We start from the raw sequence: 14276 nt of genomic DNA on the forward strand, positions 1-14276 counted from the left end.
CTCTCATTACAAGCTACTCTTATGAAAGAAAGATGTTTTGATCTGTAGATCATTCCTAAAGGAGCGATTCACTCGTGAATGAAATAATACATCGTACAAAAACCCGCCCGGTTAAAGTTGGAGACATTACAATTGGGGGCAGTAACGAACTATTTATCCAAAGCATGACAACCACCAAGACACATGACGTAGAAGCAACGGTTGCAGAAATTAAACGTTTGGAAGAAGCAGGCTGTCAGGTAGTCCGTGTGGCGTGTCCGGACGAGCGCGCAGCTAATGCCATCGCTGACATAAAAAAACAAATAAACATTCCGCTAGTTGTGGATATCCATTTTGATTACAAGCTTGCTCTTAAAGCAATTGAAGGCGGAGCGGATAAAATCCGTATTAACCCAGGTAACATTGGGCGCCGCGAAAAAGTAGAAGCCGTTGTAAAAGCGTGTAAAGAAAAAGGCATTCCGATTCGTATCGGCGTAAATGCAGGTTCTTTGGAAAAGCGTATCATTGAAAAATACGGTTACCCTACTGCAGACGGCATGGTGGAAAGTGCACTTCACCACATAAAAATATTAGAAGACTTAGATTTCCATGATATCATTGTTTCCATGAAAGCTTCTGATGTGAACCTTGCTATTGAAGCATACGAAAAAGCAGCAAAAGCTTTTGACTACCCACTTCATTTAGGTATCACAGAATCAGGTACCCTTTTTGCTGGTACAGTAAAAAGTGCTGCCGGCCTTGGAGCAATTCTAAGCAAGGGCATCGGGAACACGTTACGTATTTCCTTAAGCGCTGATCCTGTAGAGGAAGTAAAGGTTGCACGAGAACTATTGAAATCATTTGGCTTATCCTCTAATGCAGCAACACTTATTTCTTGTCCTACATGTGGACGAATTGAAATTGATTTAATTAGCATTGCAAATGAAGTAGAGGAATACATCTCTACGATCAAGGCACCAATTAAAGTAGCGGTCCTTGGTTGTGCTGTAAACGGACCTGGTGAAGCACGCGAAGCTGATATTGGAATCGCAGGCGCACGTAACGAAGGACTACTTTTCCGCAAAGGGGAAATTGTCCGGAAAGTGCCGGAAGCTACCATGGTGGACGAATTAAAGAAGGAAATCGATAAAATTGCAGAAGAATACTTTGCAAAACAAGAAGAAGAAAAGGCAAAAGCTTGACACCAATTGGTGCCAAGCTTTTTTGCTGCCTTTTAAATGGATGAACCATTTAGGTGGTGTTAAAACAATGGTAGTACAAAAATCCCAACAACAATGGAAACGATACCGATTCCGATTGCCCATGCTCCTAACCCTGTTGCCCCACGCTTGCGGGCAATAAAGCCGACGATAATACCGGCAGCTCCCATAATGATCGGTAGGAAGAACAACGACAAGATTGATAAGGCTAACCCTAAAATCCCCAGTCCTCGTCCACTCATTCCCATTACGTCACTGCGCTCTTCTTCAAAAATTGCTTCTCGTTCTCTGCTTCTATCTGATTGTACAACAGGAGGCACTGCAACCTCAGCTGCATGCTCTTCTAAAAAGTCCTGATGTCCTTTCGCTCTAGAAACATGAGGTTCTTCATAAGCCAAGTCTGAATCAAAACGGTCAAGTTTCTCTTCGTTTTTCTCAAATTCACTTGCCATTCGTATCCCTCGCTTTCTTAAGAAGTTAGGAGCATTAATTAGTATGAACAACTCAAGGCAAAATCATGGGTGTCAAACTTTGTTAAGTTTTGTTACTTTCACTTCAGTAAATTGACTAAGAAATAAACAGAAAAAAGGACAAAATATGATAAAATAAGTGTAGCAATAGGACTGGAGGCAATTATGAGAAAAAGATTCGGGATTGACATTGACGGGACGTTAACCTGCCCTTCGACTTTTGTACCTTTTATCAATCAAACACTAAATAAAAATATAACGTTAGATGACATGAAACAATATGATTTAACCCCTCTTATGGGCTTAGATGAAGCAGGGTTTTGGAAATGGATGGACGAGATGGAACCAATTATTTATAAAGATGCCCCACTTGCCGCAGGAGCAAAATCAGTTGTACAACGATGGAAAGATGATTTTGATCTCTATTTTATCAGCGCCCGCAGAAACCATCTTTTTGAAGTCACACAAAACTGGTTTTCAAAGCAAGAAATTGATTACGACCACTTAGAATTAATCGGTACACACAATAAAATTGCTGCAGTAAAAAAACATAACATAGAACTCTTCTTTGAAGATAAACACGATAATGCCTGTGATATAAGTGAAGAATGTGATATACCTGTCATATTATTTGATACTCCATACAATAGGGAACCGATTCCTGCAAACGTACACAGAGTCTTCAGTTGGAAAGAAGCAGACAAAAAAGTACAATCGTTACTACAAACAATTAGTGCTTCACAATAAATGTAAAGGAGAGTGGATAAATTAACATCCACTCTCCTTTTTATTTTGACCTAGACATCGCCATCAGAAGTTTTGTTTCAATTGCCTTTACAAAGTCTTCAGTGCTAATATCCGTTCTTTTTGATCCCATATCGCGGATCATCATCATAATGTCTACAAGATCCTCTCTTTTTAAAGAGGAAAGCTGTCCACTCTTCGCTGTCATCTCATACACCCTTACGCATCTTTTAAAACATATTTCGTGTATAACCGCCCATTTTCAGAGGGCACACATGTAAAATGGGTGGTAATTACTATATATGAGATAATCCCAAATTTGTTACTTTAGACACATTCCGGGCACTTACCATATATCTCAAATTTATGGCCAGTGATGTCATAACCTTTCAAGTTATCATCAAGGTCCTGCATCGGACAAGTTTCAATTTCCTTTGTCTTTCCGCACTGCATGCAGATAAAATGATGATGATGATGTTTTGTGGAGCAGGTAAATCGGAAATGTTTTTCGCCAGAAAGCTCTGTACTCTCCAGTATTTCTAATTCCACAAACACAGCAAGGTTACGGTAAATTGTATCAAAGCTTAAACCAGGATAATTATCCTTCATGGAGTCCAACACATCTTTTGCAGTTAAATACTTATCTTCTTTGGCAAACAGTTCAAGCATTTCCTGTCTTTTTCCGGTATATTTATATCCTTTGTCTTTCATCAAAGTGAGCGCCTGCGTTACATTCATTTTTTTACACCCCTTACTTTATTCCAAAGAATGGTGAATATTAAAATAAGAACCGATAAGATTACAATGGTCCCTCCAGGTGCAAGATCAAAATAAAAAGATGATATCAATCCACCAATAACTGCGATTTCACCAAAAATGATCGCGAATACGACCGTTTGCTTAAAGCCTCTGCTCAATCGCATGCTTGCAGCTACAGGCAATGTCATAAGAGAGGAAACTAATAGTATCCCGACAATGCGCATAGAAGCAGCAATGACGAGGGCTACCATGATGATAAAAACCAAATGAAACACTCGTGCATTTACGCCTGATACCTTTGCATGCTCTTCATCAAAGGAAAGGACAAAGAACTCTTTATAAAATAAAACGATGGTAAGCAGCACGCCAATCGTTACGATAAAAACTGTCCAAAAATCAGAAGTTGTCACAGCACTTACACTACCGAATAAAAAATTGAATAAATCTGTATTAAAGCCATCTGCAAGGGAAATAAAGATTACTCCAAGACCGATTCCAGATGATAAAATAATTGGGATAGCTAGCTCCTGGTAGTGTTTATACACTCCTCGCAATTTTTCTATAAACAGTGCACCAGTCACAGAAAACGCCATCCCAAAATAAATTGGGCTCACACCGACCATCAATCCGAATCGCTTTTCCACAAGCAGGCTTGCTGCAATTCCGGCCAAGGTCACATGGCTCAGGGCATCGGCAATCAAAGAAAGTCTTCTTACTACAACAAATACACCTAATAGCGGTGCTAAAAAGCCAATCAAGATGCCTGTATAAAATGCATTTCTTAAAAATTCAAATTGCATAAACGCTGATATCATTACATATGCCCTCCATCATGGTGATGGTGATCATGACTTAAAACATGCACATCATGCCCGTAAAACTGTGAAAGGTCATTTGTGCGTAATTTTTCAAACTCATCTGTCACACCGTGAAAATGTAAATGTTTGTTCAAGCAAGCCACATGTGTCACTTTTTCGGTAATAGTTCCCACATCATGTGTTACCAGAATTAATGTGATGCCTAGTTTTTTGTTCAAGTGGGAAAGCATGGAGTAAAAATTTTGCACATTTTTTATATCTACTCCAACTGTTGGCTCATCTAGAATCAGAAGGTCCGGTTCACTCACTAAAGCCCTTGCGATAAATACACGCTGCTGTTGGCCTCCTGATAGATCTCCAATATTTCTGTCCGTGAAATCTTCCATCCCTACCGCTCGTATAGCTTCTAATACTTGCTTTTTGTGTTGTTTGTTGAAGAAACGCAATAGGCCAACCTTTGAAACAAGTCCTGTTGAGACTACTTCAAAGACGGTTGCAGGAAATCCGGAATTAAAACTGTTTGCCTTTTGGGAGACAAAACCGATCTTGCTCCAATCCTTAAATTTGCGAATATCTTTACCAAACAATTCAATGCTTCCCTTTTGAGGGCGCAAAAGCCCAAGAATACACTTTAAAAGTGTTGATTTACCTGAACCATTAGGTCCTACTAGCCCAAGAAATGCACCTTTTGGCAAGCTCAAATTTATATTTTCAATTACGTTTTGTTTTTCATATTTATAGGATAGTCCCTTAATTTCGAGTACTTTTTCCAATTTCATCACACCTTAAAAGATAAGAATCATTACGATTTTATAACAATAAGTTAGTATACAACAGGTGGTGGGAAAAGTAAATATTAGCGACTTGTTTTAGTTTGGCTTGTACATTTGTTAATGAGGACAATTTTATATGTTTTTTATTGCCGAGATTGTCTTCATCTCCCAATGAAGACAATTTTACACAGTTTTACTTACCGAGAGTGTCTTCATACATCACATGAAGGCAGTCTCAGAAGTATTTTCTTGATGAGATTGTCTTCATACCCAAGATGATGACTGTTCAGACGTATTCTCAGGATGAGATTGTCTTCATGTCTTCATACCCAAGATGAAGACTGATTTAGACGATTTCTCTTGATGAAATTGTCTTCATACACAGATGAAGACCGTTTCAGACGATTTCCCTTGATGAGAGTGTCTTCATACACCAGATGAAGACACTCTCAGACGAATTTCCTGGATGAGAATGTCTTCATACCCCAGTTGAAGACATTCCCAGACCTTTTCCCTTGATGACATTGTCTTCATCCATACATAACAACTAAGCTCAAACAAAAAAAGCCCTATTCAGGCTTTTCCTTTATGAGTGGCAAGCGGTAACAAAAGGTGGAGCCTTCTCCTAGTTTGCTATCGATAAATAACTCGCCATCATGGTCTTCTATTATTTTTTTACATAGCGGAATGCCTAAGCCATTTCCCTTTTCCTTCGTTGTGAAGAAAGGTTTACCGATTCGATCCAACACCTCTTCGGCCATTCCTTTTCCGTTATCTACCACCGTAATTTCATAAAAGGTATCCGATTTTTTGGCTCGCAATAGAAACAATTTGTTTTTCTGTTCAGGTGCGTACGCTTCAATCGCATTCCTTAAGAAATTCAGCATAACTTGTTTGATCATTGCCTCATTGACCAATACCTGATCATCTACTTCATCAATTTCGAAATCGAAATCTATATTATGTAATAAGCATTCTGATTGAAAAATATAAACCAAGGACTGAAGGATATATTGCGGTTGGATAAGCTGCTTTTTTACTTTTTTTCTGGATACTGATAAAAAGTCCTCGATAATGGAATTCATTCGATTGATTTCTGCCATGATGGTATCGTAATATTTACTCCAATTGTTCGTGATTTGGGAGAGTTGAATGAACCCCTTGATAACGGATAAAGGATTTCTCAATTCATGCGCCATTCCTGCAGAGATTTGTGAGACAGATTCCATCTGTTGTTTGTATACTAGGAGGTTTTCAAATTTCTGTTGATAGGAGCGGTCATGAATGATAAAGAATACTTTCTCCGAACGTTCAAATAAGATTCCTTGAATCTGGTATAACACTTCATCGTCATAGCAAATTCTTTCTTTGAACTTCTTATTATGGATAACCTCTTCATAGATCTCATATAACTTATCCTTTAAAAAAACAGGAGTCAATAAATCATCGAATTCAAGGTTTATATAGTCTTCACCAACATCAAGTTCTAACAATTTTAAGCATCGGTTGTTGATGTATTCTATCATACCGCCTTTAGAAAGAACTAATATAGCAATATCCAATGAGTTAGTCATAAACTCATTTACCTTTAATGATTGTTCAATCGTACCGTAATGAAGTGGCAAGACAACAGAACTATCCTTATTTTCAATTACATGTCCTGACAGATAGATACGTTCTCCAGAAAGAATTCCTGTATAGACGACTTCATAGAAACTTCCGTTTATCCGGTGAAATAAAATTCTCTTAATTTCTTTCCCGTCCGAATCGGAAATGTCCTTCAAATATGTATAAACCTCTTGGCGATAGCTTGATGGGAAGCTGAGAAAAAAAGAACGATTCTCTTCCAACACTGATAGAAATGTGCTGGCTCTCTCATTCCATTCTTCAATAAAGCCATTTGCATTCAGGATTAGCCTTAGGTCTGAACTTAAATATTGAAAAATATCTTGTTCTTTTTTATCTATTATAAACGACAAGGTGACTCCCCCTCGTTACCTTTGAATATCATTTGTTTTAATGGAATATTTTAATTATACAATAATTTCCCAACAGTTGTCATATTATTTCGTAAAGGTAGCCTTTTTGTTTTTCCAACATAGGCTAAAATGGGAGGGATAATATGATGAACATTTATCAGCAAATCGTAAATAAAAAGCTTCATAACATTACGGCAGAAGAATTGATGAAGTATAGCGGAGAATATAACATCTCCTTGACATTGGATCAGGCAAAAAAGGTAGCTGCTCTTTTGCAGTCCAAAAAAGTGAATGTATTTAACACGTCCGAGAGAATCCAATTAATGAAGGAAGTTGCAAAGATTACTGGCCACGAGACCGCTAAAAAAGTAAATCAGCTATTTTTGGAGTTTACAAAGTAAGAAAATCAGCTAAGAATAAAAGAACTTTAGGTGTTGGATAATCACCGCTGTTCCTTTCCGAAAATGGCTTCGCTTTCCTAGGGAAGGTGCTTGAGGGGTCTCAAGCTACCTTTATCTCCCTCAGGAGTCTTCGCCTTTTGCTCCAATCAACAGCTAGGAATCAATAAAAACTTTACGTTATCAGTTTTTCAGTGGCCTCCCTCACTGCGGGGTTTCAACCTACCGTTTCTCCCCCGCTGGAGTCTCCGCCATTTGCTCCAATTCACAGCTGAAAATTTTCGTAAAAGGTACGTTCTTGCTTATTCAATTAACTCGGGTAGATACTTTCCATATTCCCTTCGTTGAATGAAGTCCTTTGTTGGTTGGAGTGGAAAGCGCGCAGACGCCCGCGGGAGGAAGGGACAGGTGAGATCCCGGAAGGCGAAGCCTGAGGAGGCTCCCCAAATGCCCCTAGGAAAGGGAAGCCTAGTGCGTAAATCAACAGCGGTGTTTAACAGAGCCTATCTTTTAAAAAAGAAGCAAGGGCATTTTTCTGGCCCTTGCTTCTTTCTAATTAGTCATTCACAATTTTCGTTAATAGTTCTTCATCAAACTGCTTGTTTTTGAGCATGGAAATTTCATGTTTGTATGGCGGTTTACGGTCTTTCTTGTCTTCACCGACGTAAGGCGTCTCCAATATTTTTGGAATATGCTTTAATTGATCATGATGAACAATGTAATTGATTGCATCAAAGCCAATATGACCAAACCCTATGTTTTCATGGCGGTCTTTACTAGCACCACACGCATTTTTACTGTCATTTATATGAAGGACCTTCAGTCTGTCTAACCCAATGATATCGTCAAACTGCTTCAGGACCCCATCAAAATCATTAACAATATCGTACCCAGCATCATGCACGTGACAAGTGTCCAGGCAAATGGAAAGTTTTTCGTTTAGATGAACTCCATCAATAATGGCTGCGAGTTCTTCAAAAGTACGTCCACATTCAGAGCCTTTTCCTGCCATGGTCTCAAGTGCAATTTGAACATTCTGCTCTTTGGTCAGTGCCTCATTCAACCCTTTTATAATCTGGTTGATCCCAACTTCCGTTCCCGCACCGATATGCGCACCTGGGTGGAGGACAATCTGTCTTGCCCCGATAGCTTCCGTTCTTCTTACTTCTTCAGCTAGAAAATTCACTCCAAGCTCATAAGTTTCAGGTTTCTGAGAGTTACCAATATTAATGATATATGGAGCATGTACAATAATCTCTTTTAAACCATGCTCTTTCATATGTGCAAGACCTGCTTCTATGTTAAGGTCTTCGATTTTTTTTCTTCGTGTATTTTGAGGAGCCCCTGTGTAGATCATAAATACATTTGATCCATAAGATGCTGCCTCTTCACTTGCAGCAAGCAGCATTTTTTTCCCGCTCATGGATACATGGGATCCAATTAGTAAGTTTTCCATAACATCACCTCTTTTAACAATCAGCCTTTATTTTATCATAAGGATGCCATGAAAGGTTACCGTGTTGCTCATGATTATCTTTTCTTTAGGCGGCGTTGTCTCTTTTTGTACTGCTCTACCTCGTATTTGTGTTTCTTTTTGTAGCCTGGTTTTACTTTGGTTGATTTTTTAACAGCAGTTTTCGCAGCAACGTCAATTTCATTAATTTGTTTTTTACGGTTTTGACGTTTATTACGTTGGCCGATTTCCACCAACTCTCCGTTTTTCAAGTCTATCTGAGTAAACTCTATTCCCAACTTTTCGATTTGAGCTAAAGCATTCTCATCTGTTGGTTCATAAAGCGTAATAGCATTACCGGAATAATCTGCACGTGCTGTACGTCCAACTCGGTGAACATAGAAATCAAGGTCTGAAGGAAGCTCATAGTTAATAACATGACTGACTCCTTCAATATCAATTCCTCTTGCAGCCAGGTCTGTTGCTACCACATATTGATATTCCAAATCATTGATTTGCTTCATCATCTTTTTACGTTCACGCGGGTTAAGATCTCCATGAATTCTACCTACTTTTAACCCTTGTTCAAGCAATGCATCTGCCACTTCGTCTGCTTTTTTCTTCGTGTTAGTAAAGACGATTGCTAAATATGGATTATATTGTACAAGAACATCATGCAATAATTTCGTTTTACTTTTAGATTTAACCGGAATTAGCAGGTGTTTGATTTTCGCTGCAGTCACCTGTTTAGGCGCAACATGTGTGTACTTTGGGTTTTCCATGTATTTGCGCAAGAAAGGCTTCAGTTTTTCAGGTATCGTCGCTGAGAATACCATAATCTGTAGATTTTTCGGCATTGCTGCAGCAACCTTATCAATATCTTCAATGAAACCCATATCAAGCATAAGGTCGGCTTCATCGACTACAATTGATCTCGCAGTATGAACTAAAAGAGCATTTTCTACCATTAAATCTTTTATACGGCCAGGTGTTCCGACTACAATGTGCGGCTGTTGTTTAAGGCGATCAATCGTACGTTGTTTGTCCGTACCTCCAATATAACAACGTGCAGTAATCATGTCTTCACCAGAACAGAATTTAGTGATCTTCAATACTTCTTGATAAATTTGATTAGCAAGCTCTCTTGTAGGTGCTGTAATAACGGCTTGTACTTCCTGTACAGATGGGTCAATTTTGCTCAAAATAGGGATCAGGTAAGCATGTGTTTTCCCTGTTCCTGTTTGAGACTGTCCAATGGCACTTTCTCCGTTTAATAGGGAAGGAATCATTCTTTCTTGGACTTCTGTCGGCTTTTGGAATCTAAGTTCTTTTACCGCTTCTAAAATGAACGGTTTTAGATTAAATTTTTCAAACGTTGTATTCATGTATTTACCTCCACTTTTAAAATCATGCATGGAATATGTATCTATGTCATTATTTTAAAGTTTCTATTTTCATTTATGAGTTATTCCTGTTCCGATACGTTCTGTTTAACCCCAAACAACTATTATAAAGGAGTTTTGGTTTTTTGGCTACACTACGGTTGTGCCCATTCTTCCCAGACTATAAACATGCCAAGCACTATCCGCATAAATTATAGGAGACCAGAAAAGCTACTTACATTCCGGCAATTATATAAAAGATAATTTTTCACGAAAGAAAGGAGGATTACCATGTTTTTTGGACCGAATCGATCGATGCCACCTATGCAGCAAACAATGCGGCCTTCCCCATTCCGCATGGGTCCAGGTCCCTCTCCGTTTATGCAACAGCCGCAGAATAACATGTTCAATATGTTTAATATGCCCAATTCAAACATGTCCAATATGCCAAATCAAATGTTGAGAAATCCATCTTCACCATTTATGGGTGGCGGTGCAGGAAGAGGAATGGGCTTATTAGGCGGCGGAAATAGCGGTGGAGGCGGCGGAGGACTGCTTGCCAAACTCTTTGGAAGAACAGGAGCCAGAAGCATTGGGAACATGGGCGGACTTGGTCAATTGGCCAATACAGGCGCAGGTGGAGGACTAAGTCAACTCGCAAATGCAGGGACCCTTCAGCAACTCATCAACCCAAACAACCTAACAGGCATGCTTGGAAATGTTCAAAAAGCGTTAAAAATGGCAGAGGGTGTTGTGCCGATGGTTCAGCAATATGGACCTCTTGTAAGGAATATGCCTGCCATGCTCAAGCTATACAACGAACTGAAAAATGTTGATGATGACGATGATACTGATAACGATAACGAGTTGACGGATGAAGCAAAAACGGAAGATGTTGAAAGTGAGAGCGCAAGTGCGAGTGCAGCGAAAAGCAATACGAAGAAAAAAGTGAAGAAGGCCAAAAAAAAGCCTACTTCCACAGAGCCCGAAGAAAAGGAAAAACCAGCAGGCAGTTCCGCACCTAAACTTTATATCTGAAGTTCCTAATATCTTCTTTTGTACTAACCTTCTTATTTATACTATAATAGATGGTAAGTAGTGAGAGAGTGTTTATCACTCTCTTATTTGATGTAAGGAGGGTTATCCCTATATGGAACTTATTAAAATCGCCCCTCGTGGCTACTGCTATGGTGTAGTCGATGCTATGGTGATTGCAAGAAATGCAGCATTGGATAAAACATTGCCACGACCAATCTATATTTTAGGTATGATTGTTCATAATAAACATGTTACAGACGCGTTTGAAGAAGAAGGAATTATCACATTGGATGGTGCCAACAGACTCGAAATCCTTGATCAGATTAACGAAGGTACCGTCATTTTCACTGCACATGGCGTCTCACCGGAAGTAAAGATCCGCGCAAAGGAAAAAGGATTGACCACCATTGATGCGACATGCCCGGATGTTACCCGTACACATGATCTGATCCGCATGAAAGAAGCACAAGGTTATGAAGTTATTTACATCGGAAAAAAAGGACATCCTGAGCCAGAAGGTGCGGTGGGAGTTGCACCTTCCATCGTTCATCTAGTGGAGACGCTTGATGATGTCGAAGCCTTGTCGATTGACAGTGAGAAGATTATTGTAACCAACCAAACTACTATGAGTCAGTGGGATGTAGCCGACATCATGGTTAAGGTTCAAGAAAAATACCCACATGTCGAACAGCACAAAGAAATTTGTCTTGCTACACAAGTCAGACAAGAAGCGGTGGCAGACCAAGCCGGACAAGCCGATGTGACAATAGTCGTTGGAGACCCAAAAAGCAACAACTCCAACAGACTGGCTCAAGTTTCTCAAGAAATTGCCGGAACCCCTGCCTACCGAATTTCCGATATCAGCGAATTGAATGTAGAATGGTTGATGAATGCTAGCACGGTTGCAGTTACTGCAGGTGCTTCTACACCAACTCCGATTACTAAGGAAGTTATTCAGTTTGTGGAGCAATTTGATCCGTTGAATGAAGATACCTGGAAGACAACGAAGAATGTACCTTTGCAAAAGATTTTGCCGAAAGTGAAGAAGGCGAAAACTTCATAAGGTTGACTGCACCCTCTTTTTGGAGGGTGTTTTTTTTGAGTGTGTCGAGGGTTAAGGTTATTGTTAGAAGAGTAGAATTTATAATTTCTACATTATCTTTCTGGCTTTTGCGACGGGCTTCGGGCATTAAGGCATTTTCTCTCTTACCATTCTACCTTTCCCTGTAACTTTTAGGGCGTTGAGACACCTTCTCTCTTCCCTTTTCTCCTATCTCGGAAGCTTTTCGGGCGCTGAGACACCTCTCTCCACTTCAACCATAACTCTTAGGGCATTGAGACTCTCTCCCCTAATAAAAAGAAACGACCCACAAAGGTCGTTCCTCCAAACATCACATAAATCTAAACGGATCTGTATTCGTCTCGGAAACTAGAACTTCAAGCTCCCAACTCTTTTCCCGCACTGCCTCTTCTAATCGCAGTGCGACACCTTTTTTCATAATCTTCTCAGCGTAATGCCCAGGGTCAACCATATTCAATCCGATTGCCATTGCATCATGAGCGGTGTGAAAATAAAGATCTCCTGTCACATATACATCCGCACCGGCAAATTTTGCAGCGTGAATATATTTGTTTCCATCTCCGCCTAATACCGCTACCTTCTTAATCTCACTATTCAAATTTCCCACTACTCGTACATTTTCCACTTCAAGACCTTTTTTCACATGAGAGGCAAAATCAGCAAGCGACATTCCATCCTTCAACTTTCCAACCCGTCCCAAACCAAGGGGATTCATTTCATTTTCAAGTTTGTAAACATCATAAGCAACTTCCTCATAAGGATGAGCTTTAAACAAAGCCTTCAAGACGCGTCTCTCAATAGAAATAGGGTATACAGTCTCCACCTTCAACTCTTCAACTTTTTCAAGCTGACCTCTTTTCCCAATAAAAGGCTCTGTCCCATCTAAAGGAAGAAACCGACCTTCTCCCTCTGTTGTGAAAGAACAGTGACTATAGTTTCCAATATGCCCTGCCCCCGCTTCACCCAAAGCCTCAAGTAGTGTTTCTGCATGGGAAACTGGAACAAATACGCTTAGTTTCCGAAGTTCTTCTTGATAGGTTGGAACCAGCACTTTTATATCCTCAAGCTCAAGAGCTTCGGCCAGCAGGTCATTCACACCACCTTGTGCCACATCAAGATTTGTATGTGCTACATACACGCTAATATCATGCTTGATACATTTAGTCACGATTTTCCCGGCAGCTGAATTATCCGTAACAGTTGGAAGAGCTCGGAAGATTGGCGGATGATGAGCTATAATCAAATCAACATTCTGATCTATTGCCTCGTCAACTACCTCTTCAAGAACATCAAGCGTCACCATTACTTTGTGGATTGGTTTATTCAATGTACCAATCTGAAGACCGATTTTATCCCCTTCGACTGCATATTTTTTAGGGGAAAAGTGTTCGAACCACTCGATAACCTGCAAGCCGTTAACTGTTTTCAAATCCCAGTTCCTCCTCTACCAGTCTGATTTTTTCTGTTAGTTCTTTTCTTTTTTGTTCATTCGCCTCTGTTTGATCGGCTGCATCAAGCTGCGCCACTATTTTTTTCCAATGCGCAAGTTCATGTGTCCACTTTTGTACAAATACATCATTTCGTTCCTTCGCAAGAAACGGGCCTACAAGCAAATACGCATCTTTTTTCACAGAGTAAGGTTTATCACTTTCTCCACGTTCTGCCACTAGAATCTCGTAGATCCTTCCATCATCCAGTAAAATTTGTTCTGCAACAAGTTCCCATCCATTATCAAGCAACCATTCCCTAATCTTTTTTGCACCTATATTCGGCTGAAGGATAAGCGTTTGAACTCCTGCTAGTTTTTCCTTGCCTTTTTCAAGGATGGACTGAATTAAAGTCCCTCCCATTCCGGCAATAGTGATGCAAGTAACCTCACTTGGAGAGATCACTTCCAATCCGTCTCCTTTTCTTACTTCAATGACCTTTTCTAATTCTGTTTTTCGAACCTGTTGAACGGCAGACTGAAAGGGACCTTCTACCACTTCTCCGGCAATACCTCTTTCAATCATCCCCTGCAAATAGGCATAACAAGGTAGGTAAGCATGATCTGAACCGATGTCTGCCAATACACTGCCTTTTGGTATAAAAGAAGCTACTGCTTCTAAACGTTTTGAAAGCTTTAATTCATTCATGTCAGTTCCTCTTTACTTATGTATTTGAATTCCTATGTAACAAGTAT

Annotated in this window: 15 protein-coding genes; 5 read left to right on the forward strand and 10 right to left on the reverse strand. The window is 39.8% G+C overall.

Annotated elements, in window-relative coordinates; all coding sequences use genetic code 11:
- Window positions 1–74 precede the first annotated feature (74 nt).
- Window positions 75–1181 carry a flavodoxin-dependent (E)-4-hydroxy-3-methylbut-2-enyl-diphosphate synthase gene (gene ispG / locus FZC76_RS07375; RefSeq protein WP_148987621.1) on the forward strand — a complete coding sequence of 369 codons (1107 nt, stop codon included), beginning with the start codon at window positions 75–77 and terminating at the stop codon, window positions 1179–1181.
- A 59-nt stretch (window positions 1182–1240) separates the two neighbouring features.
- Here the strand turns inward: ispG and FZC76_RS07380 are convergent, their stop codons facing one another.
- Entirely contained in the window at window positions 1241–1651 is a 411-nt protein-coding gene (locus tag FZC76_RS07380; RefSeq protein ID WP_148987622.1) for a DUF4190 domain-containing protein, read from the reverse strand.
- A gap of 183 nt (window positions 1652–1834) precedes the next feature.
- Here FZC76_RS07380 and FZC76_RS07385 point away from each other — a divergent pair, with 183 nt between their 5' ends.
- On the forward strand, window positions 1835–2416 hold the full coding sequence (locus tag FZC76_RS07385; protein ID WP_187441988.1) for a hypothetical protein: 582 nt from the start codon (window positions 1835–1837) through the stop codon (window positions 2414–2416).
- A 40-nt stretch (window positions 2417–2456) separates the two neighbouring features.
- Here the strand turns inward: FZC76_RS07385 and FZC76_RS22950 are convergent, their stop codons facing one another.
- The 5 genes from FZC76_RS22950 to FZC76_RS07405 form a co-directional block, all read right to left on the reverse strand.
- A complete protein-coding gene (locus FZC76_RS22950; protein WP_187441989.1) occupies window positions 2457–2621 on the reverse strand; it encodes a hypothetical protein in 165 nt (54 codons plus the stop codon).
- A 119-nt stretch (window positions 2622–2740) separates the two neighbouring features.
- Window positions 2741–3151, reverse strand: coding sequence for a Fur family transcriptional regulator (locus tag FZC76_RS07390; RefSeq protein WP_148987624.1), 411 nt, complete (start codon window positions 3149–3151; stop codon window positions 2741–2743).
- The gene (locus FZC76_RS07395) at window positions 3148–3987 is read right to left on the reverse strand and encodes a metal ABC transporter permease (RefSeq protein ID WP_148987625.1); all 840 of its coding nucleotides are present in this window, start codon (window positions 3985–3987) and stop codon (window positions 3148–3150) included. The genes FZC76_RS07390 and FZC76_RS07395 overlap by 4 nt, the downstream gene beginning before the upstream one ends.
- Entirely contained in the window at window positions 3987–4769 is a 783-nt protein-coding gene (locus FZC76_RS07400; protein WP_148987626.1) for a metal ABC transporter ATP-binding protein, read from the reverse strand. The genes FZC76_RS07395 and FZC76_RS07400 overlap by 1 nt, the downstream gene beginning before the upstream one ends.
- A 563-nt stretch (window positions 4770–5332) precedes the next feature.
- Window positions 5333–6742 (reverse strand): two-component system sensor histidine kinase NtrB, encoded by a 1410-nt coding sequence (locus FZC76_RS07405; RefSeq protein WP_148987627.1) that lies wholly within the window; start codon window positions 6740–6742, stop codon window positions 5333–5335.
- 143 nt (window positions 6743–6885) lie between these two features.
- On the opposite strand from FZC76_RS07405, the gene FZC76_RS07410 reads away from it, so the two are divergent.
- Window positions 6886–7143, forward strand: a complete 258-nt coding sequence (locus tag FZC76_RS07410; protein WP_262372478.1) for a DUF2624 domain-containing protein — start codon at window positions 6886–6888, stop codon at window positions 7141–7143.
- Window positions 7144–7696: 553 nt separating this feature from the next.
- Here FZC76_RS07410 and FZC76_RS07415 read toward each other — a convergent pair.
- Window positions 7697–8596 (reverse strand): deoxyribonuclease IV, encoded by a 900-nt coding sequence (locus tag FZC76_RS07415; protein WP_148987628.1) that lies wholly within the window; start codon window positions 8594–8596, stop codon window positions 7697–7699.
- Between the two features lie 74 nt (window positions 8597–8670).
- Complete coding sequence (locus FZC76_RS07420; protein ID WP_148987629.1) at window positions 8671–9978, reverse strand: DEAD/DEAH box helicase; 1308 nt, start codon at window positions 9976–9978, stop codon at window positions 8671–8673.
- A 288-nt stretch (window positions 9979–10266) separates the two neighbouring features.
- On the opposite strand from FZC76_RS07420, the gene FZC76_RS07425 reads away from it, so the two are divergent.
- Together FZC76_RS07425 and FZC76_RS07430 are read left to right on the forward strand one after the other, a co-directional pair.
- Entirely contained in the window at window positions 10267–11013 is a 747-nt protein-coding gene (locus FZC76_RS07425) for a YqfQ family protein (RefSeq protein WP_262372479.1), read from the forward strand.
- Window positions 11014–11125: 112 nt separating this feature from the next.
- Entirely contained in the window at window positions 11126–12076 is a 951-nt protein-coding gene (locus FZC76_RS07430) for a 4-hydroxy-3-methylbut-2-enyl diphosphate reductase (RefSeq protein WP_148987630.1), read from the forward strand.
- Window positions 12077–12404: 328 nt separating this feature from the next.
- Here FZC76_RS07430 and FZC76_RS07435 read toward each other — a convergent pair whose 3' ends face one another.
- Window positions 12405–13523, reverse strand: a complete 1119-nt coding sequence (locus tag FZC76_RS07435; RefSeq protein ID WP_148987631.1) for a Nif3-like dinuclear metal center hexameric protein — start codon at window positions 13521–13523, stop codon at window positions 12405–12407.
- Window positions 13510–14229 carry a tRNA (adenine(22)-N(1))-methyltransferase gene (locus FZC76_RS07440; protein ID WP_148987632.1) on the reverse strand — a complete coding sequence of 240 codons (720 nt, stop codon included), beginning with the start codon at window positions 14227–14229 and terminating at the stop codon, window positions 13510–13512. Before FZC76_RS07440 ends, FZC76_RS07435 begins: the two co-directional genes overlap by 14 nt.
- Window positions 14230–14276: the final 47 nt, after the last annotated feature.

The organism is Sutcliffiella horikoshii (genome assembly GCF_008180725.1).
Classification (GTDB): Bacteria; Bacillota; Bacilli; order Bacillales; family Bacillaceae_I; genus Sutcliffiella_A; species Sutcliffiella_A horikoshii_B.